We start from the raw sequence: 24,259 nt of genomic DNA, 5'->3' as shown, positions 1-24,259 counted from the left end.
ACCCGTCACCGGCCGACGTGCTGCGTGTCGGCGGCGGGCCTGCGTGTCAGGCCGACCCGGGTGGTGGGTGATGGCTGACCTGCACTCGGCACGCCCGTCGTCAGCACACCCGTCACCGGCAGGCCTGCGACCAGCACGCCCGTCACCGGCACGCTTGCGGCCGGCACGCCTGTCACCGGCCGACGTGCTGCGCGTCGGCGGCGCGGGCCTGCGTGCCAGACCGACCCGGGTGGTGCTGTCCGCGCTGGGCATCGCCATCGGCATCGCGGCGATGATCTCGGTGGTGGGCATCTCCACGTCCAGCCGCGAAGACCTCGACCGCCGCCTCGCCGCGCTGGGCACGAACCTGCTGACCGTCGGTCCCGGCCAGACCCTGTTCGGCGAGCAGACGCACCTCCCCTCCGAGTCTGTGGGCATGATCGGCCGGATGGATCCGGTCACCTCCAGCACCGCGACCGGCGTCGTGGTCGACGCGAACGTCTACCGCAACGACCACATCCCAAAAACCCAATCCGGCGGCATCGCGGTCCTGGCGACTAGGACCGACCTCTTGGAGACGGTGGGCGGGACCGTCGCCAAGGGGACGTTCCTCAACGACGCCACCGCCGCCTACCCGGCCGTCGTCCTGGGCCACAAGGCCGCCGAACGCCTCGGCGTGGCCGCCCCGAACGAACTCGTTCACGTGGGCGGCGAGTGGTTCACCGTGGTGGGCGTCCTGCACCCGGCGCCCTTGGCACCCGAACTCGACACCGCTGCCCTGGTCGGCTGGCCGGTGGCCCGACAGCGCCTGGGCTTCGACGGCTACCCGACCACCGTGTACGCCAGATCCCGCGACGACGCCGTGCACCAGGTCCAAGCCGCCCTGGCCGCTACCGCCAACCCCGAGCACCCGGACGAAGTGGAGGTCTCCCGGCCCTCGGACGCCCTGGCTGCCAAGCAGGCCACCGACGAGACCTTGAACGCACTCCTCCTGGGCCTGGGCGCGGTGGCCCTCCTGGTGGGCGGCGTGGGCGTGGCCAACACCATGGTCGTCTCGGTGCTGGAACGCCGGGCCGAGATCGGCCTCCGAAGATCCCTGGGCGCGACCCGAGGGCAGATCCGCAGCCAGTTCCTGGTCGAATCACTACTTCTGTCCGCCCTCGGCGGCGCCGCCGGCACCCTCTTGGGCATCCTGGTGACCACCGGCTACGCCACCTACCAGGACTGGCCCTCGCTGGTACCGGCCTGGGCCACCACCGGCGGCATCGCCGCCACCATGGCGATCGGCGCCCTGGCCGGCCCCTACCCCGCCATCAGAGCCAGCCGCCTCCCACCCACGGAGGCACTGGCAACCCCCTGAGCGCAGCCGACCCGATCGGGTTGCTCGGCCAATCCGCCCGGCCAACCCGATCGGCTCGGCCAATCCGCCCGGCCAACCCGATCGGCTCGGCCAACCCGCCCGGCCAACCCGATCGGCTCGGCCAACCCGATCGGCCCGGCCGACCCGATCGGCCCGGCCGACCCGCCCGGCCAACCCGATCGGCTCGGCCAACCCGATCGGCCCGGCCGACCCGATCGGCCCGGCCGACCCGCCCGGTCACCTGCTCGAACGCCCGCGGTGATCCAGGTCATAGTCCGACCCTGTCAGGGATCGCGGCGCTGTCCCGTTCAGAGGGGCGAGCGAACCAGACAGGAGCACGAACATGCCGCACCGCATCATCGTCCTCGGAGCCGGGTACGCCGGCGCCTACGCCGCTGGAAACCTCGCCCGCCGCCTCCACCCCGACGACGTCGAGATCACCGTGGTCAACGCCGAACCCGACTTCGTCGAGCGGCTCCGCATGCACCAGCTCGCCGCCGGTCAGGACTTGCGCCGCTACGAGTTGAAGGAGGTCTTCACGGGCACCGGTATCAACCTGCGCGTGGCGCACGTCACCGCGGTCGACGTCGAGCAGCGGACCGTCACCGTGACCGACGGCGGGGAAACCGACCGGCTCGAGTACGACACCCTTCTCTACGCGCTCGGCAGCACCATCGCCGACCACGGCGTCCCGGGTGTGGACGAGCACGCCTTCCACGTCGCCACGAAGCCTTCGGCGCTGCGCCTGCGCCGGCGCCTGAACGAGCTGGGCGAGCGCGGGACGGTGCTGGTCGTCGGCGGCAACCTGACCGCGATCGAGGTCGCCACCGAGATCGCCGAATCCCGGCCCGGACTCGACGTCACCCTCGCCACCAGCGGCGAACTGGGCGGGTGGCTGGGCCCGAAGGCCCGTCCCCACCTGCTGCGGGCCTTCGACCGGCTCGGCATCAAGGTCCACGAGCACGCCACCGTCGACCGCGTCGAGTCGACGGGCGCGATCACCGCCGACGGGACCCGTCTCGCCGCCGACGCGACCGTGTGGGCCGCGGGGTTCGCCGTCCACCCCATCGCCGCCGCCAGCGGGCTCGAAGTCGCGGAGACCGGCCAGATCCTGGTCGACCGCATGATGAGGTCGGTCTCGCACCCCAGCGTCTACGCCGCGGGCGACAGCGTTCACGTCATCGGCGAGAACGGTCGGCCTCTGCCGATGTCCTGCGCCTCGGCGGGGTACACCGGCATCCAGGCGGTGGCCGCGATCATCGGGGACCTGACCGGCCGCAAGATCGCGAAGACCTCGCTGTCCTACGTCGGCAACCACATCAGCCTCGGTCGGCAGGACGCGATCTTCCAGGCGGTCGACGGCGACGTGCGGTCGAAGTCGTGGGCCCTGCGCGGACGTGCGGCGGCGCGCTTCAAGTCGTTCATCCTGCGGACGGCGGCCTACGGCGTGGGCCACCCGACGTTCGGCATGCCGACCCGCAGGCACCGCCTGGCGACCGCGTCCACCCGCTCGACCAAAGCGGTCACCGCCTAGCGTGGTGTCCATGGACAGCGCGACCGTGGAGCGTTTCGAGGCCAGCCGGGACCGGCTGGCCTCGTTGGCCTACCGCCTGCTGGGCTCGGCGGCGGACGCGGAGGACATGGTGCAGGACGCGTTCCTGCGCTGGCAGGCGGCCGACCGGGACCACATCGAGGTGCCCGAGGCGTGGTTGACGAAGGTGGTCACCAACCTGTCCCTCGACCGGCTCCGCTCGGCGAAGACGCGGCGCGAGCGCGCGGTCGGCGCCTGGCTGCCCGAACCGCTGCTCGACGGCGACCCGATGCTGGGTCCGGCCGACACCTTCGAGCAGCGCGAGTCGGTGACGTTGGCGGTGCTGACGCTCTTGGAACGCCTGCCGCCGGTCGAGCGGGCCGTCTACGTGCTGCGCGAAGCGTTCTCCTACAGCCACGCCGAGATCGCCGAGATCCTCGACATCACCGAGTCCGCGAGCCAGCAGCACGCCCATCGCGCCCGGCGGCACGTCAGCGCGGGGCGCAGCGTCGGCGAGGTCGACCGCGCCACGGCGCGCCGGATCGTCGAGGCGTTCATAGCCGCCGCCTCCTCCGGTCACACGGATCGGCTGGTCGCGTTGCTGACCGCCGACGTGGCCGCGATCTCCGACGGCGCCGGGTTGACCGAGAAGCTGCTGCGGTACACGGACCCCGGGCGGGTCGCCAACGCCCTGCGGGCCGGTTTCAAGGCGACCCCGGCGAAGCGGAGGCTGGTCGGCGGCTCCGTGGCGTTCCACGCCGGCGTGGTCAACGGCTCACCTGCCCTGATCGCCGTGGTGGACGATCGAGTGGTGGGCGTGGGCGTCCTGGAGCTCCGGGACGACAAGATCGCGACCGTGCGCGGCATCGCCGCACCGGGCCGGCTCGGACGCATCACCGAGGCGTGGCGGCAGCGCGAGCACGACGACCCGGTCGTCGGATCGTGGTGACCGGTGCCGAGGTCCGGACCGGCAGTGCCCGCCCCGATCCCTACCGGCCGAACTCGCCGAAGAGGGTGGTCGCGAGGTGGATGCCGCCACCCAGGTGGTCCAGGTAGCGGTCGTCCTTCACGGTGATCCTGAACTCGGTGTACGGGTAGTCCTCCAGGGCCATCCGATCCAGCCTGTCCGAGTACTCGTCCTCGTCGAAGTCGTCCGGGTCGACGTCGTCGCCGAAGTCCCACGGTGGTGGCCAGTTCCGCATCTCGCCGAGGGTGTAGTCCGTGACGATCCCACCCGCCCGGTCGTGGAACGCGTGACCGTCGCGGGTGGTCCGGAGGTGGGGAGTCCCGTCGAAGCTCACGGACAGGGACTCGACGCCGTACCTCGCCTTCAGCGCGTGTCTGGCGGACTCCCGCTGCCCGTGGTCGCGGATCTCGCGGCACGCTTCGATCTCCGCCACCTGCTCGTCGGACAGGCGAACCTCCGCGCCGTGGTCGAGTGCCCACAGCCGTTCGAACTCCTCCCTCAGCTCCGAACCCTCCGTGACGGCCCGGAGCTCGGTCGGGTCGCGGTGCACCCGGTCGTCGGGCAGGTTCTCGCCGGACGACGTGAAGAGGTAGTCCTCGCGGACGCGGTGCCACACCTCGACGATCAACCGCAGCGCGAAGTCGCGCCCCGGCGGGACCCTCTCCGCGTCGGGGTTGACGATGTGGACCCGCCCTCGCAGCGTCGCGCCCGATCTGTCGTCGATGGAGATCCGATAGGTCGTCGTCATCGTCGGTCCGCACCGTTCCTGATCGGTTGTGGTGTCAGGGGTGCTCCGCCGAACAGACCCCTGATCCGACCTTAGGGACGGGGTACGACAATTCCGGGTATCGGCAGGTCCCGCAACGATCGCGCCCGTGTGGCCCGTCGTCCTGCCCTCCGGAGTGGTTGGAACGAGGCTCTGCTCGGCGGCGGGTTCACGCCGCTGTCGGGTTCCTGTGGCTGCACGAGCGGATCGCGTCGCACTGGCTGCATCACGTGCGTTCGCGCAACGAGTCGGCGCAGCGGTGGTACGAGCGTTACGTGACGCATGCTCGGGTGTTGCGGGAAGCCGCGGTACGTGCGCGACGGAAGCGCGCGGACTGTGGTGAGATCACCAGCTGCGAAATGATCGGTTGCGGAATGATCGGCTGACCGGCTGACGAAGGGCTCACAGATGGATCTGCCCACCTGGGTGTGGATCGCGACGTTGGGCGGGATCGCCGTGGTGATCGCGTTCGACTTCTACCTCGTGGCGCGCAACCCGCGTGACCCGTCGTTCCGGGAATCGCTGGTGTCGGTCTCGGTGTACGTCGGGCTCGCCGTGCTGTTCGGGTTGGGTGTGCTGGCGTTCGCGGGTCCGCAGTACGGTGGCGAGTTCTTCGCCGGGTGGATCACCGAGTACTCGCTGAGCGTGGACAACCTGTTCGTGTTCGTGCTGATCATGGGCCGCTTCGCCGTGCCGCGCGAGTACCGGCAGAAGGTGCTGATCGTCGGTGTGGTGCTGGCCCTGGTGCTGCGCGCGTTGTTCATCGCGGTCGGCGCCGAGGCCATCTCCCGGTTCGACTGGCTGTTCTACGCCTTCGGCGCGTTCCTGATCTTCACGGCGTGGAAGATGCTGAAGGAGGGGCCGGGCGGGGACGAGGAGGAGGTCGCCGAGAACGCGGTGCTGCGCAAGGTGCGTCGGGTGCTGCCCACGTCTTCGCGGTACGACGGCGCTTCGCTCACCACGCGGGTCGACGGGCGTCGGCTGGTCACGCCGATGCTGATCGTGATGGTGGCGGTCGGGACGACGGACCTGCTGTTCGCGGTGGACTCGATCCCGGCGATCTTCGGCCTGACCAAGGAGCCGTTCCTGGTGCTCACCGCCAACGCGTTCGCGTTGATGGGGTTGCGACAGTTGTTCTTCCTGGTCGGTGGCCTGCTGGACCGGTTGGTGCACCTCGCCAAGGGTCTCGCGGTGATCCTCGCGTTCATCGGGGTGAAGCTGATCCTCGAAGCACTGCACCACCACGGCGTTTCCTGGGCGCCGGAGATCCCCATCCTGACGTCGCTCGGGGTGATCGTGGTGGTGCTCTTGATCACGACTGCGGCGAGCCTGGTCGCGTCGCGCCAGGCCCGACAACGTGCCGAGCGTGAGGGTGTCGGCCCGGACGGCGTCCAAGCGGACGGTGTCCAGGCAAGTGCTGTCGAGCGGAGCGGCGGCGTCCGGCGGGACGGTGCGGCCGGGTCGTGAGCCGGGGAGCCGGACGGTGCCGCAGGGCGTCGTCCCGCGCCGAACCTGCTCGCCGAGCCGAGCCGAGCCGCGCCGCGTCGGGCCGGGCCGGGCCGGGCCGGGCCGGGCCGACGAGCGTCGACCCGGCCGGACTCGTGATCCGAGCCCATCACGACCTGCTCAGTGGACGTCCAGCACCCCGTCCACCCGGCGGGGGATGCCCAGCGGGTTGTCCTCGCGCAGCTCGGCCGGCAGCAGCGCGTCCGGCCAGGACTGGTAGCTCACCGGTGCGACCCACCGCCGGATCGAGGTGGCACCGACGGACGTGTGGAGCGGGTTGGTGGTGGAGGGCCAAGGTCCGCCGTGGTGCATGCCCCAGGCGACCGCCACGCCGGTCGGCCAGCCGTTGAAGATGAGCCGTCCCACCACCGGGCGCAGCGACTCCGCGATCCGGCCGGCCGCGTCGTGCTCGGCATCGCTCGCGTGCACGGTGCCGGTGAGGGTGCCGGGCAGGCGGGGGAGGACCGGCTCCAGGTCGGCGGGATCGGTGTAGGTCACCACGATCGCCGCCGGGCCGAAGTGCTCCTCGGTCAGCTTCTCCAGGTTCTCCGCGAACGTGTCCAGCGGGACCTGGTAGAGGCGGGGTTCGACGCTCCAGCCCTCGGTGGGCGCGGTGCCGGACGCGACCAGGGCCGCCAGGCCCGACGCGGCCAAGCCCTCCGTGCCGGACCGGTACGAGTCGGACATGCGCTCGTTGAGCATCGGGCCGCCCACCGCCGCGGACACGGCGTCGGCCAGCGCGGGCACCAGGCTCTCCGGCGCGAACACCAGACCGGGGTTGGTGCAGAACTGCCCCACGCCGAGCGTCAGCGACCCTGCGAACTCCGCGGCGAATCCCTCGGGCCGCGCGGCGGCGGCTTGGGGGAGGACCACGGTCGGGTTGACGCTGCCCAGCTCGCCGTAGAACGGGATCGGGTCGGGACGGGCGGACGCGAGGTCGAACAACGCCCGGCCGCCGCCGGTGGAACCGGTGAACCCGACGGCCTTGATCGCCGGGTGCTTGACCAGCGCGACACCGGCCTGCTGGCCGTGCACGACGCCGAAGACCCCCGCCGGCACGACGGATGCCACGATCTGCGCCGTCAAGCGCGACGTGCCGGGGTGCGACGGGTGCGCCTTCACGACCACCGGACACCCGGCGGCCAGGGCCGACGCGGTGTCACCGCCGGCCACCGAGAACGCGAACGGGAAGTTCGACGCCGCGAACACCGCGACCGTCCCGAGTGGACGGAGCATCCGGCGCAGCATTGGGCGCGGCGGGATGATGTCCGGGTTCGCCGAGTCCAGGGTCGCCTCGACGTAGCTGCCCTCGCGCAGCACGTCACCGAACAGCCGCAGCTGGTTCGTGGTCCGCTTCAACTCCGTCGTCAACCGAGGCACGCCCAGCGCCGTCTCCGCGTCGGCGATCTCCACCAGCTCCGCGGCCGATCCGTCCAACGCGTCGGCCACCGCGTCCAGCACGGAAGCGCGCTCGACGGCCGGCAACCCGGACCACGACGGGAACGCCGCCGCCCCGGCACGGGCCACCGCGTCGACCTCGCGGTCAGACGTCTCCGGCACCGCCTCACCGACCGCCGCACCGGTCCGCGGGTCGTACCCCTGCACGCCGCTCATCGACCGGCCTCCTTCACCGCGGTGTCGAACTCGGAGCTGCACCACACGCCACCCAGGTACACGCGGGCCGGTGAATCGGCCGGCGGTTCACCGCTCGCCTCCAGCACCTCGGCCGCGTAGACCTCCGAGTCGTCCTCGGACTTGTAGCCCAGCGCCTCCGCCTCGGCCAACGAGAACCACCGGCGCTTGTTGTCCGACACGCCCCACACCACCCGGAACCCGGGCGACGGCGCCGACAGGCAGGCCTCGAACAGCCGCGCGCCGTCGTCGGGCGACAACCACGTCGACAGCATCCGGGAGTCACGCGGCTTCTCGAAGCACGACCCGATCCGGATCGCGATCACGTCCATGCCGTACCGCGACGCGTACAGGCTCCCCAACGCCTCCAGCGCCACCTTGCTCACGCCGTAGTACGTGTCCGGCTGCGGGAACAGGTAGTCGCCCGCCTCACCCGACGAACGCTCGTAGTACCCGACGGCGTGGTTGGAACTCGCCAGCACCACCCGCTTGACCCCGGCTTGACGCGCCGCCTCCAGCACCACGTGCGTGCCGTTGATGTTCACGTCCAGGATGTCCGCCCACGGCCGTTCCAGGCTGTGCCCACCGAGGTGGATCACCGCGTCGACGCCCTCGCACGCCGCCGCCATGGCGGCGGCGTCGGTCACCGACGCCGTGACCAGCTCGACCTGCTCACCTTCGGCGGCCGGCGGCAACGGGGCGATGTCCAGCAGGCGCAGGGTCCGGTCCGGCGCGGCCAGCCGGGTGCGCATGAGCGTGCCGACTATGCCTGCGGCGCCGGTGATGAGGATTCGTGCGGTCACGGTGAGCCCTTTCGGCAATCGGTATCAGCGGCCGAACTGGCGGAGCAGTTCGGTGATCGTTCGGGCGGCGTGCAGCAGTGCTTCGATGACCTGTCGTTCGTGGTCCGGGTCGAGCCGGCCCAGCGGCACGGAGCAGCTCATCGCGTCGAGCACCGGGTTCCGGTACGGCAGGGCGACGGCGAAGCAGCCGAGGCCGGGGGTGTTCTCTTCGCGTTCGTGCGCGTAGCCGATCGCGCGGAACCCCGCGAGCTGCGTGTGCAGCGCCGGGCGTTCGATGATCGTGTTGGGGGTCAGCGGGTCCAGCCGCGCGGGCAGGATCGCGTCGACCTCGGCCGGGGTGCGGGCGGCGAGCAGCGCCTTGCCCAGCGACGTGGCGTGCGCGGGCAGCCGGCGGCCGACGCGGGACACCACGCGCAGGTGGTGCTCGGACTCGCGGCTCGCCAGGTACACCACGTCCCCGCCGTCGAGCCGGGCCAGGTGGACCGTCTCGTTGATCTCCCGGCGGACCTGTTCCATCACCCGGATGGCGACCTGCACCACCGGGTCGTGGTCGAGGTACGACGTGCCGACGAGCAGCGCGCGCACGCCGATGCCGTAGGTGCCGCGGCTCGGGTCGAGTTCCACCCACCCGCGGGCGACGAGCGTCTGCAACAGCATGTAGAGGCTCGACTTCGGGTAGCTCAGCTCACGGTGCAGTTCGGTCAGCGTCAGCGGGCGGTCCGACGACGACAGCACTTCGAGCAGTTCCACAGTCCGATCGGCCGACTTGACCGCGTTCGGCCGAGCGGGTGACGCGGGTCCAGTCACCAAGTCCTCCACGGGAAATGTTCCGGCAACACGCACTTGACACGTCGCTGCGCCGATTCTTACAGTCCGCCCAACACGTTCACAAGTACGACCGCGATTCATATATATGAACAGCATGGCTGCGAAGAGGAGCCACCGTCCATGACACCCTCCCGCCGGTGCGCCACGGCCGTCGCTGTAGCGACCGTTGCGGGTCCTGTCATGCGCCCGACCTGCGGGTACGGGCCGGCGAGCGAAGCGGTGCGCTTCAGCGCGCCGCCGGCACCGACCCGTCGCGTGCCGAAGGTCCGCACCAAGTCTCCCGGCGCGCGGCTCCGCGCCGGCGCAGACCCCACCGGAACGGCGGCTTCGGCCGAACCGGTGAATTCCGGTGAACGACCGGTGTCGCGCGAAACCCGGACGAGCGCAGTCCACCCGCCCGGGGCGACACCGGTGCGCACCGCTCGGAACGTGGGGGCGACGGCCAGTGGCGGCGGTGCCGTCGCAGCCCACCCCGCGGGGCGGCCCCGACCTCGGGGTCGCCCCGCGGAACCGCACCCGAACCACTGCCACGTCGGCGGGGACTCGCTCATCAGCGCCGATGGTGCCCCTGCTGCTCCACCTCCTCGTCAGCGCGTTCGCCGCCTGTGCGCTGCCGCGCGAGGAAACGCAAAAGTCCTTCCTGCGTGGGATCACCACCGGAGCGATCAAGGGATGAAGGTCTGGGTATGCAACTGGATGGGGTGCTGTTCTTCCCGGTGACGCCGTTCGGCACGGACGGCGGGCTCGCCGAGGACGTGCTGGCCGAGCACGTCGAGCGCGGGGTGGCGGCGGGTGCGGGTGGCGTGTTCGTCGCCTGCGGCACCGGCGAGTTCCACGCGTTGGAACCGGCGGAGGTCGAACGGGCGGTGGCCGTGGCGGTCGAGGCGACGGCCGGGCGGGTGCCGGTGTTCTCCGGCGCGGGCGGCCCGCTGCCGACGACCAAGCGGATCGCGGACGCCGCCGCACGGGCCGGTGCGGACGGTCTGCTGCTGCTCCCGCCGTACCTGGTGACCAACCCGCCCAAGGGGTTGGTCCGGTACGTGACGGAGGTGGCGGAGGCGTCCGAACTCCCGCTGATCGTGTACCAGCGCAACAACGCGGTGTTCACGCCGGAGACGGCCGTGGAGATCGCGTCGCTGCCGAAGGTGATCGGGTTCAAGGACGGGCTCGGCGACATCGACCTGCTGCAGCGCATCGTGCTCGCGGTGCGCTCGGCGGTGGACAAGCCGTTCCAGTTCTTCAACGGCCTGCCGACGGCCGAGCTGACCGTGCCCGCGTACCGGGGCATCGGCGTCGAGCTGTACTCGTCGGCGGTGTTCTGCTTCGCGCCGGAGATCTCGCTCGGCTTCTACAACGCCGTGCACGCCGGTGACGACGCGCTGGTCACCAGCTACCTGCTGGAGTTCTACAAGCCGCTGGTGGAGCTGCGCGACCGGGTGCCCGGTTACGCGGTGTCGCTGGTCAAGGCCGCTGTGAGGGGTACCGGCCTCGACGTCGGCGGCGTCCGCCCGCCGCTGCTCGACCCGACCCCGGAGCACGTGGCGGAACTGGAGAAGATCATCGCGGCGGGACGGAGCCTGACCGCATGAAGATCACCGACATCGTCATCACACCGGTGGCCTTCCGCGACCCGCCGCTGCTGAACTCGGTGGGCGTGCACGAGCCGTGGGCGCTGCGCACGATCGTGGAGGTGCACACCGACGAGGGGATCTCCGGGCTCGGCGAGAGCTACGGCGACATCGGCCACCTCACCCGGATGCGCACCGCCGCACCCGCCCTGATCGGCCTCGACGTGCACTCGCTGAACGAGATGCACGCGCGGATCGCGACGGCGTTGGGCGGCGAAGCCGGGTCGGACCGGCACGGGCTGACCGGTCCGCTGACCGTCGAGTCCACTGTGGACCGGGTGTTCTCGCCGTTCGAGGTGGCGACGTGGGACATCCGCGGCAAGGCGTCGGGCCGACCGGTCAGCGACCTCCTCGGCGGCGCTGTGCGGTCTGCCGTGCCGTACAGCGCCTACCTCTTCTACAAGTGGGCCGGGCACCCCGGCGCCGAGCCGGACGAGTTCGGCGAGGCGCTGGGCCCGGCGGGCATCGTGGCGCAGGCCAGGCTGCTGATCGACCGCCACGGCTTCGGGTCGATCAAGCTCAAGGGCGGCGTGTACCCGCCCGAGCAGGAGATCGAGGCGATCCACGCGCTGCGCGAGGCGTTCCCGGACCACCCGCTGCGGCTCGACCCCAACGCGGCGTGGACGCCGGAGACGTCGCTCAAGGTCGCCGAGGCGCTCGACGGCGTGGTCGAGTACCTGGAGGACCCGGCGCCGGACATCGACGGGATGGCGCAGGTGGCGGCACGCGCGCCGATGCCGTTGGCGACGAACATGTGCGTGATCGCGTTCGAGCACATCGCCCAATCGGTGGAGGTGGGCGCGGTGCAGGTCATCCTGTCCGACCACCACTACTGGGGCGGCCTGTCCCGGTCGAAGGAGCTGGCCGGCATCTGCCGGACGTTCGGCATCGGCCTGTCCATGCACTCCAACTCGCACCTCGGGATCAGCCTGGCCGCGATGACCCACCTCGCCGCGTCCACGCCGAACCTGAACTACGCGTGCGACACGCACTACCCGTGGAACGCCGCGGACGACGTGATCACCACGCCGTTCACGTTCGTCGACGGCGCGTTGCCGGTGCCCACCACTCCGGGGCTGGGCGTCGAGCTGGACCGCGACGCGCTGGCCCGGCTCGCGGAGAACTACCGGACGTGCGGCCTCGTGCAGCGCGACGACACCGGTTACATGCAGGAGCACGACCCGTCGTATGAGAGGAAGCGCCCCCGGTGGTGACCACCGTTGCGCATTTGTACCCCTGGGACGTCGTGGGCGACCCGTCCGCGGTCGACCGCGTCGCGTCGCTCGGCGTGGACGCGGTCGCTTTGGCCGCGTCGTACCACACCGTTCGGGCGGCGACGCCGTTCCACCCGGAGCGGCGGATGGTGGACGCCAGGCACGCGGCGTTCTACCTGCCCGTGCGGGAGGAGGCGTGGCGGGGCAAGCGCTTGGCTCCCGCACAGCCGTCCTGGATGGACAGTGAGGACTCGTACGGCGAGGCGTCCGACGCGCTGCGTGCGGCCGGGCTGCCGGTGTACGCGTGGACCGTGCTGACCCACAGCAGCCGGCTGGGCGATGCGAACCCCGACGTGGTGGTGCGCAACGCCTTCGGCGACCGGTACCCGTACGCGCTGTGCCCGTCGAACGACGACGTCGTCGAGTACACCCGGACGCTGGTGTCCGAGGTGCTGGAGCTGGGCCGGCCGGACGGGATCGTCCTGGAGGCCTGCGGGCCGCTCGGGTTCTTCCACGGCGGGCACCACGAGAAGACCGACGGTGCGGACTGGTCGGCCGTGCAGCAGAAACTGCTGTCGCTGTGCTTCTGCGCGGCCTGCGCCGACCGCTACACCGACCCGGACGGCTTGCGCGCGGTGGTGCGCGCGGCGATCGACAACGGCGTCGACAGCGGCGTCGACAACGGTGTCGGCAGCGTGGAAGAGGCGCTGGGCGACCGGGCCGACGAGGTGCGCGAGGTGCGCACCGGCATCTCCCGCGCGCTGCGCCGCGAGCTGGTGGGCCTGATCCGGGCGAAGTCCCCTTCGACCCGCATCGCCGCCCACGCGACCGCGGACCCGTGGGGCACCGGACCGTTCGCGACGGTCGCCGGGGGAGTCGACACCGACGTCGACGTGCTGACCCTGACGTGCTGGCCGGGCGCGGACGCGTCCCTGCCCGCGATCCGCGCCCTGCGCGCGGAAGCCGACGTGCGCACTGCCGCGTACGTGCTGGCGTTGCCGCCGAAGCCGGCGGACGGTGACGAACTGCTGAAGGAGTGGCTGGCCTACGCGGAGGCCGGCGTCCAGGAGTTCCACCTGTACCACGCCGGACTGGCCTCGGCGCGGCGCATGGACGCGCTGCGCCACGCGGTGACGGGCATCAAGGCGGCCCTGAACCGGTCGGATCACCCGAACAGGTAACTGTGAACAGGACGGAGCAACCCGGACACCGGGTGGCTCCGTCCTGTCCATATGAGAAGCCTTGGAACCGCGCTGGGTGCGGGCGCGTTGTTGGTCGCACTCGTCGGCTGCTCCTCGCAGGGCGGCATCGGCCGACCGGACGCCGGCGGTCCGGTGCTGACCACGGAGTCGTCCGCGCCGTCCACCGCACCCACGTCGCCCGAGTCCGAGTTCGAGGCACCCGTGCCGCCGGGCGGCAAGCAGGTGCCCAAGGACAAGCTGGACGCGAGTCTGCTGCCCGAGGGCGCGCCGGGCGTCGTCTGGACCGAGGGCGACGGCAGCGTGCTCGGCGTCATCGGCCTGGAGGGCGGATGCAGCAAGGCGAGCGTCGAACTCGCCAAGCAGGACGCCCGGCAGGTGCACGTCGAGCTGGTCGAGACCCAGCCCGCCGGCACGCAGGCCTGCACCATGGACATCCGCTACCCACCGCTGACCACGAAGCTCGACGCGCCGCTGGGCGACCGCGAGGTCGTGCTCACCCTTCGGCAGGCCGTGAAGTAGGGCCTGCCTCCCCGGTGCCCGGTCGGCCTCTGCCCGGTCGGCCGGGTACCAGCACGGCAACGCGCTGCAACCTGATGCGGCCCGAGTAACGTCCTCAAGCTATGAGGAACGTCAAGGTCGCCGTCGCCCTTGCCCTGCTCGCGCTGGCAGGGTGCAGCACCACCACCAGCGCCCCGCCCGGCACGTCCGCTTCCACCACGGCGTCCTCGGCCACGTCGGCCACCTCGCCGTCTGGCTCGACAACGTTGTCACCGCCGTCGGGGGAGACGTCGGGGGAGACCCAGCCGCCCCAGCCGCCCCCGCAGACCAGTGCCGCGCCGTTGTCCGGCGGGCCGACCGAGGTGCAGGCCGAGCGGATCGACGGCGGCACCCTCCCGGACCACTACAAGCGGCAGGCGTGGACGTCCGAGGACGGCCGGACGGTGCAGGTCGTCGGCATCGCGGGCGGCTGCAAGACGGCGAGCGCCGAGATCACCGCGCAGTCCGGTGACCAGGTGCTGATCACCCTCGTGACGACCTACTACGAGCCCCCCAAGGGCGGCATGTGCACGCAGGAGCTGCGGGACGTGCCGCTGAACGTCACCCTCGACGCGCCCCTCGGCTCACGCCGACTCGTGCTGGAAGCCCGCGAGGACAGGGCGTGACACCACACCCCACACCCCCGCACCCCGCGACCTCGCTCGACCTGACCGCGCCCACCACGAGCCTCCACGCCGCGTGGCTCGACGCGCGCGCCGACTGGGGACCGGGCGTCCACGAGGACGGTTTCGGGCTGTGGCCGTCAGACGAGGTCGACTCGTACGCCGGGTTCACGGCCTGGGTGGCCCGGCTGGCGGCCGAGTCGGACCCGGCGAAGGCGGAACCCGGCCGGATGCGCTGCACCTACCGGTGGATCACCGAGGACGGCCGGGTGCTCGGCGGGATCGCGCTCCGGTACGGGTTGGACGACTTCGTGCAGCGGTACGGCCACATCGGCTACGGCATCAGGCCTTCCGCGCGCAGGCGCGGGCTGGCGACCTGGGCGCTGGGTCGGATGCTCGAGGAGGCACGCGCCAACGGCCTGGACCGCGTGCTGATCATCTGCGAAGCCGACAACACCCCGTCGATGAAGACGATCGAGCGCCACGGCGGAGTCCTCGAAGAGATCCAGCACGGCGAGCACGGCGCCGTCCGGCGCTACTGGGTCGACATCGGCGACTGATCCCGGTCGTCAGTCGGGTCGTCACCCGGTCGTCACTCGGTCGTGGCGAACGCGGCCACCCCGTCCCACGCGAGCCACAGGTCGGCGTCGATCTCGTCGCCCTCGTCGGTGACCGCGCCCGCCTCGGCCACGTACAGGCCGAGGTTGCAGCGGTGCTTGGAGAGCATCCGCACCATCCACGCGTGCAGCTCTTCCCCCTCGGAGACCGTCGTCCGCGTGATCTCCCGGAAGTTCACCCGGCTTCCCACCGTCTCGATTAGGCTCAGCTGGTGGAACGTCGACCCCATGTAGTCACTCCCCGCTCATGGTCATATACTCTTCGAATTCGGGGCGACTATCTCGTATGTACAAGGTGCACACAAGTCCCGATCGGGTGATGATCGAGGAGAGCGATGACCAGCCCCCACCGCAGTGCCGCCCGCATCCAGATCGGCACCACCCTGCGCCGGATGCGCGAGGAAGCGGGCGTGCCCCGCGAACGTGTGGGCGAGGTCCTGCACTGCACCATGACCAAGATCAGCAACATCGAGAACGCGATCAGCGGCGTCAAGCAGGCCGAGCTGGAGAAGCTGCTCGACCTCTACCGGGCGGACGACGCGACGCGGGACGACTTGCTCGGCCTCAACTCCGAGGCGCACCGCCGCCGGCCGAAGAGCAAGATCGGCGGCGCGATCCACCCCTGGCTGCGCCGCATCCTCGACGTGGAAGCCATCGCCACCGAGGCCCTGTACTCGTCGTTCGAGCTGATCCCGGCGGTGCTCCAGACCGAGGCCTACGCCCGCACGCTCATGGCCGGCGTCGGCCTCGGCGGCGAGGCGTTGGAGAAGAACCTCCACCTGCGGATGGAGCGCCGGGCGCTGCTGACCGACCGCGAACCGCCCCTCCAGCTGTGGGCGGTGATCGCGGAACCGGCGCTGCGGGCGAACATCGGCGGGCCGGAGGTCATGCGCGACCAGGTCAAGCACGTGCTGGGGTTGACCGAGATGGAGAACGTCGTGGTCCAGGTCATGCCCGAAGGGGCAGGGGCGCACGCGTTGAGCGGCACTACGCTGACCTTGTTCCGGCTTCCCGAAAAGCTGCCGTCGCTGGTCAGCGTCGACACCCCGTTCGGAGATCACTTCGTGGACGCGCCCAACCAGGTCGACAAGACGAGCCGCTGGTTCGACTACACCCGTGCGAAGGCGTTGGGGGTGGAGGAAAGCCGTGAACTCCTGACCCGGATCACGGAGGAGACCTGATGACCCTGAAGCTAGACCAGTGGACCAAGTTCAGCGGTGGTGGCTCCAACTGCGTCGAGGTCATGCGCACGGCCGACGAAGTGCTCGTCCGCAACAGCAACCGGCCTGAAGAAGCCCCACAGCGCTTCACCTACAGCGAGTGGGACTTCTTCACGCGCGGCACCAAACTGGGCGTCTTCGACCTCTGAGCAGCTACTTGCGGAACGTGATCTGGAGGGTCGGGGCGGAGGTCTCGGCGAAGAAGTCGTTGCCCTTGTCGTCCACCACGACGAACGCCGGGAAGTCCTCCACCTCGATCTTCCAGACCGCCTCCATGCCCAGCTCGGGGTACTCCAGCACCTCGACCTTGCGGATGCAGTCCTGCGCCAGCCGCGCCGCCGGTCCGCCGATCGAACCCAGGTAGAACCCGCCGTGCTCCTGGCACGCCTGCGTCACCTGCTTGGACCGGTTGCCCTTGGCCAGCATCACCAGCGACCCGCCGGCCGCCTGGAACCGCTCGACGTACGAGTCCATCCGCCCGGCCGTCGTCGGCCCGAACGACCCGGACGCGTAACCCTCGGGCGTCTTGGCCGGCCCGGCGTAGTACACCGGGTGGTCCTTCAGGTACTGCGGCATCGGCTCGCCCGCGTCCAGCCGTTCCATGATCTTGGCGTGCGCGATGTCCCGCGCCACCACCAGCGGCCCGGTCAGCGACACCCGCGTCTTCACCGGCAACGACGACAGCGTCGCGCGGATCTCCGACATCGGCCGCGTCAGGTCGATCTGCACGACCTCGTCGGACAGCTCCTCGCCGTGGACGTCGGGCAGGAAGTGCGCCGGGTCGCGTTCCATCTGCTCGATGAAGATCCCCTCGGGGGTGATCTTCGCCTTGGCCTGCCGGTCCGCCGAGCACGACACCGCGATGCCGACCGGGCAGGACGCGCCGTGCCGGGGCAGCCGGATGACGCGCACGTCGTGGCAGAAGTACTTGCCGCCGAACTGGGCGCCGATGCCGAAGTTCCGGGTCAGCTCCAGCACCTGCTGCTCCAGGTCGACGTCCCGGAACGCGTGCCCGAGCGCCGAACCCTCCGTCGGCAGGCCGTCGAGGTAGCGGGCGGACGCGAGCTTGGCGACCTTCAGGTTCTGCTCCGCCGACAGACCGCCGACGACGACCGCCAGGTGGTACGGCGGGCAGGCCGCGGTGCCGAGCGAGCGCAGCTTCTCGTCCAGGAACTTGGCCAGCCGCGACGGGTTCAGCAGCGCCTTCGTCTCCTGGTACAGGAACGTCTTGTTGGCCGACCCGCCGCCCTTGGCCATGAACAGGAACTCGTACTTCGGCTCGACGCCCGGCGCGGTGAACAGGTCGATCTGCGCGGGCAGGTTGGTGCCGGTGTTCTTCTCGTCCCAGAAGCTGACCGGTGCCATCTGCGAGTACCGGAGGTTCAACTCCTGGTACGCCTCGAAGATGCCGCGCGACAGGGCTTCCGCGTCGGTTCCGCCGGTCAGCACGGACTCGGTGCGCTTGCCCATCACGATGGCGGTGCCGGTGTCCTGGCACATGGGCAGCACGCCGCCCGCCGAGATGCACGCGTTGCGCAGCAGGTCCATGGCGACGAACCGGTCGTTGCCGCTGGCTTCGGGGTCGTCCACGATCGCCCGCAGCTGGGCCAGGTGCGAGGGCCGCAGCAGGTGCTGGATGTCCCGGATGGCCTCCTTGGCCAGCAGCGTCAACGCTTCCGGCTCGACCTGGAGGAACGTCCGGCCGGCGGCCTCGACGACCGACACCCCGTCCGGCGTGACGAGCCGGTACTCGGTGTGGTTGTCCTTGGCCAGGGGCAGGACGTCGGTGTACTGGAACTCAGGTGCCAAGAGGTTCGGCGGAGGCACGTCGCGGGCTCCCTTGCGCGCTTCGGGTTCCGCCGAACTTATACCGAGACCGCCGCCGCGTCCCGTTGCCGTGATGTGATTCGCGTCGTGGTCGACAGTCTCACCAAGCGCCGGCTCCCCGAAGCCGAACTCGACGCCCTCGTCCGCCGCGTCCTCGGGGTGCCGCTCGCGGAGCACGTCGAGCTGACGGAGGGCATGTTCAACACCGCCTACCGGCTCACGGCGGCGGATGGTCGCGTGACCGTGCTGAAGGTCGCGCCGCCCTCGGACGTGCCGCTGCTGACGTACGAACGCGACCTGATGCGCACGGAGGCGTTGGCGTTCGAGCTGATGGCGGCGCACGGGCTGCCGGTGCCGGAGGTCCTGCTGCACGAGGACGGCCTGCTGCTGATGACGGCGCTGGCGGGCGAGCCGTGGTCCGCCGCACGGCCGGGGTTGAGCGACGCCGAGCACGGGGCGTTGCGGCGTGAGCTGGGCGTGATCGTCCGTGACCTGCACCGGATCACGGGTGACGTGTTCGGCTACGTCCAGGGCCCGAACGCGCCGACGTGGCGTGAGGCGTTCACGAAGATGGTGGACGCCGTGCTCGCCGACGCGGACCGGTTCGGCGTGGAGTTGCCCGACGTGCGGCCGGCGTTCGCGGCCCGCGCGCACCTGCTGGACGAGGTCGCCGAACCGGTGTTGGTGCACTTCGACCTGTGGGAGGCGAACATCTTCCTGGCCGACAGCCGGGGTGGAGGTCTCCGGATCGAGGGCATCATCGACCCGGAGCGCGCGCTGTTCGGCGACCCGTTGGCCGAAATCGCGACCGTGGCGTTGTTCGCCGAGTTGGACGACGACTTCGCCGCCGGCTACGGCACGGACGCGTTCACCGAGTCGGAACGAACCCGGATCGCGCTCTACCGCGCGTACCTGTGCCTGGTGATGATCGTGGAGGGCGTGCCGCGCGGGTACACCGGTGACGAGCGCGAGGCGCACGTCCGGTTCTTCCGCGAGCGGCTCGCCGAGTACCTGGAGCTCTAGGCGCTGAACGCGGAAGGCCGGGCCGGCCCCCGACCGCCCCGACCTTCCTCAGCGTGCGACCGCCTCCGCGCAATGGGGCGGAGGCGTCGCATGGCTCGTGTAACGCACGACCGTGCCGTGACAGGAGTCACAAGTCAATCCTGCTGACGGGGGTGACTCCTGCTGTATCGCGTCAGCTCGCGTAGGCCCGCAGCTTCGCCGCCCGCTCGCCCTGCCGGAGCTTCGACATGACCTCGCGCTCGATCTGCCGCACCCGCTCCCGCGACAGGCCGAACTGCTTGCCGATCTGGTCCAGCGTGCGCGGCTGGCCGTCTTCCAGGCCGTACCGCAGCCGGATCACCGACTGCTCGCGCGGCTCCAGCGTGGAGAGCACGCGCCGCAGGTCGTCCTGCAGCAGGCCGGAGATGACCGCGCTCTCCGCGTCCGTCGCGTCGGAGTCCTCGATGAAGTCGCCCAGCGGGGCGTCCTCCTCGGCGCCGACGGGCATGTCGAGGCTCACCGGGTCGCGGGCGTGGTCGAGCAGGTCGACGACCTTCTCCGGCGTCAGCCCCGCCTCCTTCGCCAGCTCCTCGTTGGTCGCCTCGCGGCCGAGCTGCTGGTGCAGGTCGCGCTTGATCCGGGCGAGCTTGTTGACCTGCTCCACGAGGTGGACGGGCAGCCGGATCGTGCGGCCCTGGTCCGCCATTCCCCGGGTGATCGCCTGGCGGATCCACCAGGTCGCGTAGGTCGAGAACTTGAAGCCCTTGGTGTAGTCGAACTTCTCCACCGCGCGGATCAAGCCCAGGTTGCCTTCCTGGATGAGATCCAACAGCGGCATTCCGCGTCCGGTGTATCGCTTCGCAAGGGAAACGACCAACCGGAGATTCGCTTCGAGAAGGTGGTTCTTTGCCATGTGACCATCGCGGATCAACGCGCGCAGTTCGCGGCGGCGCTCATCCGGCAGACCGGGATGGGTCTCCAGCTTGTGCTGCGCGAAGACGCCCGCCTCGATCCGCTTGGCGAGTTCCACCTCGTCGGCCGCGGTCAGCAGCGCCGTCTTGCCGATGCCGTTCAAGTAGACTCGAACCAGGTCGGCGGCAGGTCCCTGGGCGTCCAGGTCCAGCTCGGCGCTCGTGGTGGTCGTGATGGCCGTGTCGTTCCCGACCTGTCGGTCGAGGAGCCTCGGGACGGTCATGGAGCTCCCTCCCCCTTGTGTCGCGGGCTGGCAGTGCGGTCGTGTCGCACACTCCGCGCTGCGTTGCGCGGCGCACCTTTCGGTGTCTGACACTTGGGAAACGCGAACCCGGGCGAAATGGTTCCCGCTTCCCATGACCAAGAGACGTCACTGCCGTCACAGCGGTTGCGCGCCGAATCCTGAGGATTGGCTGAGAGGGATCTAGAGTTCCACCAACACGGTGAACGGACCGTCGTTCACACTCCGTACGGACATCATCGCGCCGAACCGCCCGGTTTGCACCCGGGCGCCCTTCCGCCGCAGTTCCGCGACCACCTGATCGATCAACGGCTCCGCGTGCTCAGGGCGTGCGGCGGCGGTCCAGGACGGCCGCCGCCCCTTCTTCGTCTCGCCGTAGAGTGTGAACTGGCTCACGACCAACAGCGGTGCACCCGTTGTGGCGCACGACTCTTCGTCCCTGAGGACGCGCAATTCGTGGAGCTTCCGGGCCATCACGTGCGCCTTGTCGGCGCCGTCGTCGACATGCACTCCCAGCAGCACCAACAGGCCGGGCTCCTCGATCGCGCCCACGACCTCGCCGTCCACGGTGACGGACGCCTCTGTGACGCGCGCCACCACCGCTCTCACGCGGGCACCACCATGCCGTGCCGGACGAGCTCGCGGACCACCGGCAGCGCCGCTTCGGCGAGCGCGTCGGCGTCCAGGTCGTGGGCGTAGGCGAGCAGCGCGACCAGGTCTTCCAGGGGGAGCGCGCCGCGGAAACCCGCCAGCAGCTTCGCCGCGGTCTCGTCCAGCTCGTGCTGCCAACCGGGGCCGTCAGTGCGGTGGAGGCGGCGGACGACCGACTCCCAGCCCTCCTCCGACGGAGCCGAGACCTCTTCCAGGAGGACCGTCTCCGGGACGTCGAAGCGGGTGGCCAGGAGCTTGGCGTTGTCGGTGGCGCGCAGCCAGGCGACCCGGTCCAGCCAGGCGGCGGACTCCGGGCCCAGCGGGTCGTCGTAGGCCTGGCGGAGGTCTTCGCAGACGACCTCGGCGTGCTCGGTGTCGGTGCGGCGCAGCGTGACGAAGCCGAACCCGACGCCCTCGACGTCGTTCTCGGCGAACCAGTCCAACCAGGCCGAGGCCTTGGCGCGACCCTCGTCGCTGCGCGGGTCAACGCCCGCGTCACGCAGCCAGGTGCCGACGTACAGGGCGGGGTCGGCGATGTCCCGCTGCACGAACCACGCGTCCACCCCGCCGTGCGGTAGCCAGGCCGAGACCCTGTCCGCCCAGTCCTCGCCCTTGCGGTGCAGCCAGGAGGCCAGCAGCTGGCCCACACCGCCCTCGTTGAGGAAGGAGGGCATCTGGCGGACGACGAGGGCGCTGGCGTCGTCACCGGCGAGGCCGGAGTCCCGGTAGACGTAGTCGACGCGGGGCGGGCCGACGACGAACGGCGGGTTGCACACGACCTGGTCGAACCGCCGGCCGCGCAGGGGGCCGAACCACTCGCCCTGGCGGAGCTCGACGTCGACCTCGTTGATGCGGAAGGTGCCCGCCGCCAGTGCCAGCGCGCGCTCGCTCAGGTCGGTGGCGGTGATCTTCTGCGCGTGGCGGCTCGCGTGCAGGGCCTGGACGCCGCAACCCGTGCCCAGGTCGAGCAGCGTGCCGACCTGACGGCGGGAGGTGGCGCGGGCCAGGCTGATGGACGCGTGGCCGACACCCAGCACGTGGTCGGTCGGCACCGGTCCGCCGCGCTGCTCGGAGTCCTGGTCGGCGATGACCCACCAGGAGCCCTCGTCGTCGCCGTAGGGCCGGATGTCCAGCCCCGCCCGCAACCCGTCCCCGTCGGCGCGCAGCACCTCGGCCTTGACGGCGGTGTCCAGGTCGACGTCGGGCAGGGCTTGCCGGACGGCGGCCTCGGACTCGGTGTCACCGAGCAGGAACAGGCGGGTCAGGGTGCCCAGCGCACCGGCGTCACGGGTGGCCCGCCGGGCGGCCTCGGGCTCACCGCGGCCCAGCGCGGCGTGGGCCTGCGGCCCGAGCACGTCGACCACCCCGTCCGCGTCGTAGTCGGCGGCCAGGAACGCCGCGCGCAGCCGGGCGGTCAGGTCGGCAGAAAGATCAGGGAGCACCCCGCCATCGTCCCGCGCCCCACCCACCCCCGCCCACCCAACCCCCAGAACCGTGAGTCCTACGTTCGGAACGCGTGAGTCCTACGTTCCGAACGCGTGAGTCCTACGTTCCGGTCGCGTGAGTCCTACGTTCAGAACACCCGAATTCAACGCTCAGAACGCGCCCAGCGTCACGGCCAGCGCGATCGCCAGGGCCAACCGCTGGTCCGGGTCGTCCAACGGCAACGACGTCACCGCCGCCATCCGCTGCATCCGGTAGCGCAACGTGTTCGGGTGCACGGCCAGCGCCCGCGCCGCCTCCCGCGCGTCGCCCTGCGCCGCCAACCACGCCCGCAACGTCACCGCGTACTGCGTCCCGTGCTCCGCGTCGTGCCGCACCAGGTCCGCCACCGGCCCCCGCGTCGGCAACCGCCCGGCCTCCGCCACCCCCGCCAACCGCCGCAGCAACACCCGAGCCCACGCCGCGTCGTACACCACGGGCTCACCGTCCGACAGCGCCAGGCACTCGTCGGCTTCATCCCGCGCGGCGGGCAACGACGTCGCGTCCGCCCGCCCGCCGATCCCCGCCATCACCACGGCCTCCGCGGGCAGCTCACGCGCCAGCGCCCGCACCCACTCCACGGCCGCCGCAGGGTCCTCCCCGCACGGCAGCACGGTGTACAGGACGTTGCCGAACAACGCCGAGCGCCCTGGTCGTGACCAGCCAAAACCCGCCGTCGCCCGGGAGAACGCCAACAACGCCGCCCCGTGCTCACCCTCACCGGCGTGCGCCTGCACCGCGATGACCCGCAGGTCGAAAGACGGCAAACCCAGCCGGACGAGGTTCCCCGGCGCACCGGAGTCCAGCGCCTCGATCACCAGGTCGGCCTCGGCCTGCCGCTCCAGGTCCGCCGACGCACGCGCCCGCAGCAGGTGCAACGCCGCCGTCCGCGCCCCGTCCACCAGCGCCGCCGCACGCCCCGAGTCGACGTTGCGGTCCACCTCCACCCACACCGACCCCAGCAGCTCACGCCCCGCCCGCACCGCCGCCACCAGCCGCCCGCCGAGCCGGTCGGTGAGCTTCGGCACGAACAGCGGCTCGTCGGACCGCGCCAGGTGGGTGAACACCCCGTACGCGTCCAGCGCCTGCCACGCCTCCTCCGGCACCCGCCGCCCCAGGATGGTCTGCACCCGCACCGGGTCAACGTCCTGCTGCCGGTACGAGTACGCCAGCACCCGAGACTGCTGGTCCTCGATCGTCACCGGCCCGCCGACCACCGCCGCGATCGCGTCCGCCACCGCGAACAGGTCACCGGAACCCTGACCGCCGAGCACCAACGTCTGCGCGACGTTCGCCAACTGCCCCCAGGGCACCGACGGGTCCACCAGCAGCACCGCCGCCCCGGACCGCTTCGCCGCCGCGACCACCCGTTCGTCCAACGGGGGCGACCCGTGCAGCACGACCGCCGCCGCCGACGTCCCACCGACCAGCCGGGCCGCCGCGGCGGGCGTCGGCACACCCAACCCGAGCAGGACGTCGTCCGGCGCGGCCTGCGTGTGCTCCGCCGGATCGTGCAGCGCCACGCCGCGCAGCTGCACGTCCCGCCCCCGCGGCGCGCAGCTCAGGTGCGTGCCGAGGCTCCCGAGCACGTCCACCAGGCGATCAAGGGCGACCACAGCGGGATCGTACGGTCAGCGGGCCCGACGCGCGGCGATTGTGAATTCGATACCG

The 24,259-nt window shown here is 71.0% G+C and carries 24 protein-coding genes; 13 read left to right on the top strand and 11 right to left on the bottom strand.

Annotation, left to right across the window (positions count from 1 at the left end; genetic code table 11):
• Nucleotides 1-5 precede the first annotated feature (5 nt).
• Nucleotides 6-167 carry a hypothetical protein gene (locus OQ02_RS45565; protein WP_231499883.1) on the bottom strand — a complete coding sequence of 54 codons (162 nt, stop codon included), beginning with the start codon at nt 165-167 and terminating at the stop codon, nt 6-8.
• Between OQ02_RS45565 and OQ02_RS05150 the strand changes: the two genes are divergently transcribed.
• From OQ02_RS05150 to OQ02_RS05140, 3 genes are all read left to right on the top strand, one after another.
• Nucleotides 155-1,339: an ABC transporter permease gene (locus OQ02_RS05150; RefSeq protein WP_231499882.1), complete on the top strand. Its 1,185-nt coding sequence runs from the start codon at nt 155-157 to the stop codon at nt 1,337-1,339. The two genes, OQ02_RS45565 and OQ02_RS05150, sit on opposite strands and share 13 nt — an antisense overlap.
• A gap of 343 nt (nt 1,340-1,682) precedes the next feature.
• Nucleotides 1,683-2,873, top strand: a complete 1,191-nt coding sequence (locus OQ02_RS05145; protein ID WP_033437106.1) for an NAD(P)/FAD-dependent oxidoreductase — start codon at nt 1,683-1,685, stop codon at nt 2,871-2,873.
• A 10-nt stretch (nt 2,874-2,883) separates the two neighbouring features.
• A complete protein-coding gene (locus OQ02_RS05140) occupies nt 2,884-3,819 on the top strand; it encodes a sigma-70 family RNA polymerase sigma factor (RefSeq protein ID WP_033437399.1) in 936 nt (311 codons plus the stop codon).
• Nucleotides 3,820-3,859: 40 nt separating this feature from the next.
• Here the strand turns inward: OQ02_RS05140 and OQ02_RS05135 are convergent, their stop codons facing one another.
• Nucleotides 3,860-4,585, bottom strand: a complete 726-nt coding sequence (locus OQ02_RS05135; protein WP_033437105.1) for a hypothetical protein — start codon at nt 4,583-4,585, stop codon at nt 3,860-3,862.
• 426 nt (nt 4,586-5,011) lie between these two features.
• On the opposite strand from OQ02_RS05135, the gene OQ02_RS05130 reads away from it, so the two are divergent.
• Entirely contained in the window at nt 5,012-6,070 is a 1,059-nt protein-coding gene (locus tag OQ02_RS05130) for a TerC family protein (RefSeq protein WP_081915409.1), read from the top strand.
• Between the two features lie 159 nt (nt 6,071-6,229).
• Here the strand turns inward: OQ02_RS05130 and OQ02_RS05125 are convergent, their stop codons facing one another.
• The 3 genes from OQ02_RS05125 to OQ02_RS05115 are packed head-to-tail and all read right to left on the bottom strand — an operon-like array spanning nt 6,230 to nt 9,351.
• Nucleotides 6,230-7,723, bottom strand: a complete 1,494-nt coding sequence (locus OQ02_RS05125) for an aldehyde dehydrogenase (NADP(+)) (protein ID WP_033437104.1) — start codon at nt 7,721-7,723, stop codon at nt 6,230-6,232.
• Nucleotides 7,720-8,544: an NAD-dependent epimerase/dehydratase family protein gene (locus tag OQ02_RS05120; RefSeq protein WP_033437103.1), complete on the bottom strand. Its 825-nt coding sequence runs from the start codon at nt 8,542-8,544 to the stop codon at nt 7,720-7,722. The genes OQ02_RS05125 and OQ02_RS05120 overlap by 4 nt, the downstream gene beginning before the upstream one ends.
• Nucleotides 8,545-8,568: 24 nt before the next feature.
• A complete protein-coding gene (locus tag OQ02_RS05115; RefSeq protein ID WP_051771973.1) occupies nt 8,569-9,351 on the bottom strand; it encodes an IclR family transcriptional regulator in 783 nt (260 codons plus the stop codon).
• 707 nt (nt 9,352-10,058) lie between these two features.
• Between OQ02_RS05115 and OQ02_RS05110 the strand changes: the two genes are divergently transcribed.
• The 6 genes from OQ02_RS05110 to OQ02_RS05085 all read left to right on the top strand — a co-directional run bounded on the left by OQ02_RS05110 (nt 10,059) and on the right by OQ02_RS05085 (nt 15,136).
• On the top strand, nt 10,059-10,961 hold the full coding sequence (locus OQ02_RS05110) for a 5-dehydro-4-deoxyglucarate dehydratase (protein ID WP_033437102.1): 903 nt from the start codon (nt 10,059-10,061) through the stop codon (nt 10,959-10,961).
• Entirely contained in the window at nt 10,958-12,214 is a 1,257-nt protein-coding gene (locus OQ02_RS05105; RefSeq protein WP_033437101.1) for a glucarate dehydratase family protein, read from the top strand. Before OQ02_RS05110 ends, OQ02_RS05105 begins: the two co-directional genes overlap by 4 nt.
• On the top strand, nt 12,211-13,395 hold the full coding sequence (locus tag OQ02_RS05100; protein WP_231499881.1) for a hypothetical protein: 1,185 nt from the start codon (nt 12,211-12,213) through the stop codon (nt 13,393-13,395). Before OQ02_RS05105 ends, OQ02_RS05100 begins: the two co-directional genes overlap by 4 nt.
• Nucleotides 13,396-13,446: 51 nt before the next feature.
• Nucleotides 13,447-13,935 carry a hypothetical protein gene (locus tag OQ02_RS05095; RefSeq protein WP_033437100.1) on the top strand — a complete coding sequence of 163 codons (489 nt, stop codon included), beginning with the start codon at nt 13,447-13,449 and terminating at the stop codon, nt 13,933-13,935.
• A gap of 101 nt (nt 13,936-14,036) precedes the next feature.
• A complete protein-coding gene (locus tag OQ02_RS43595; protein WP_156076889.1) occupies nt 14,037-14,579 on the top strand; it encodes a hypothetical protein in 543 nt (180 codons plus the stop codon).
• Nucleotides 14,576-15,136, top strand: coding sequence for a GNAT family N-acetyltransferase (locus OQ02_RS05085; protein WP_051771846.1), 561 nt, complete (start codon nt 14,576-14,578; stop codon nt 15,134-15,136). The genes OQ02_RS43595 and OQ02_RS05085 overlap by 4 nt, the downstream gene beginning before the upstream one ends.
• Nucleotides 15,137-15,168: 32 nt before the next feature.
• Here OQ02_RS05085 and OQ02_RS05080 read toward each other — a convergent pair whose 3' ends face one another.
• Entirely contained in the window at nt 15,169-15,423 is a 255-nt protein-coding gene (locus OQ02_RS05080; RefSeq protein WP_033437098.1) for a hypothetical protein, read from the bottom strand.
• A gap of 105 nt (nt 15,424-15,528) precedes the next feature.
• Between OQ02_RS05080 and OQ02_RS05075 the strand changes: the two genes are divergently transcribed.
• Both OQ02_RS05075 and OQ02_RS05070 read left to right on the top strand, forming a co-directional pair.
• Nucleotides 15,529-16,374, top strand: a complete 846-nt coding sequence (locus tag OQ02_RS05075; RefSeq protein ID WP_033437097.1) for a helix-turn-helix domain-containing protein — start codon at nt 15,529-15,531, stop codon at nt 16,372-16,374.
• Nucleotides 16,374-16,562 carry a DUF397 domain-containing protein gene (locus OQ02_RS05070; protein ID WP_033437096.1) on the top strand — a complete coding sequence of 63 codons (189 nt, stop codon included), beginning with the start codon at nt 16,374-16,376 and terminating at the stop codon, nt 16,560-16,562. Before OQ02_RS05075 ends, OQ02_RS05070 begins: the two co-directional genes overlap by 1 nt.
• Before the next feature lie 4 nt (nt 16,563-16,566).
• On the opposite strand, the gene OQ02_RS05065 is transcribed toward OQ02_RS05070, so the two are convergent.
• Nucleotides 16,567-18,240: a fumarate hydratase gene (locus OQ02_RS05065; RefSeq protein ID WP_033437095.1), complete on the bottom strand. Its 1,674-nt coding sequence runs from the start codon at nt 18,238-18,240 to the stop codon at nt 16,567-16,569.
• 87 nt (nt 18,241-18,327) lie between these two features.
• On the opposite strand from OQ02_RS05065, the gene OQ02_RS05060 reads away from it, so the two are divergent.
• On the top strand, nt 18,328-19,263 hold the full coding sequence (locus OQ02_RS05060) for a phosphotransferase family protein (protein WP_033437094.1): 936 nt from the start codon (nt 18,328-18,330) through the stop codon (nt 19,261-19,263).
• Nucleotides 19,264-19,435: 172 nt separating this feature from the next.
• Here the strand turns inward: OQ02_RS05060 and OQ02_RS05055 are convergent, their stop codons facing one another.
• The 4 genes from OQ02_RS05055 to OQ02_RS05040 form a co-directional block, all read right to left on the bottom strand.
• A complete protein-coding gene (locus OQ02_RS05055) occupies nt 19,436-20,437 on the bottom strand; it encodes a sigma-70 family RNA polymerase sigma factor (RefSeq protein ID WP_033437093.1) in 1,002 nt (333 codons plus the stop codon).
• Between the two features lie 201 nt (nt 20,438-20,638).
• Nucleotides 20,639-21,064: a D-aminoacyl-tRNA deacylase gene (dtd, locus tag OQ02_RS05050; protein ID WP_033437092.1), complete on the bottom strand. Its 426-nt coding sequence runs from the start codon at nt 21,062-21,064 to the stop codon at nt 20,639-20,641.
• Nucleotides 21,061-22,548: a DUF7782 domain-containing protein gene (locus OQ02_RS05045; RefSeq protein WP_033437091.1), complete on the bottom strand. Its 1,488-nt coding sequence runs from the start codon at nt 22,546-22,548 to the stop codon at nt 21,061-21,063. The genes dtd and OQ02_RS05045 overlap by 4 nt, the downstream gene beginning before the upstream one ends.
• A 153-nt stretch (nt 22,549-22,701) precedes the next feature.
• Nucleotides 22,702-24,204, bottom strand: coding sequence for a PucR family transcriptional regulator (locus OQ02_RS05040; RefSeq protein ID WP_033437090.1), 1,503 nt, complete (start codon nt 24,202-24,204; stop codon nt 22,702-22,704).
• Between the last annotated feature and the right edge of the window lie 55 nt (nt 24,205-24,259).

Origin of the sequence: Saccharothrix sp. NRRL B-16314, from assembly GCF_000716595.1 — a bacterium.
Taxonomy (GTDB): domain Bacteria; phylum Actinomycetota; class Actinomycetes; order Mycobacteriales; family Pseudonocardiaceae; genus Actinosynnema.
This window is presented reverse-complemented; position numbering and strand designations above follow the sequence as displayed.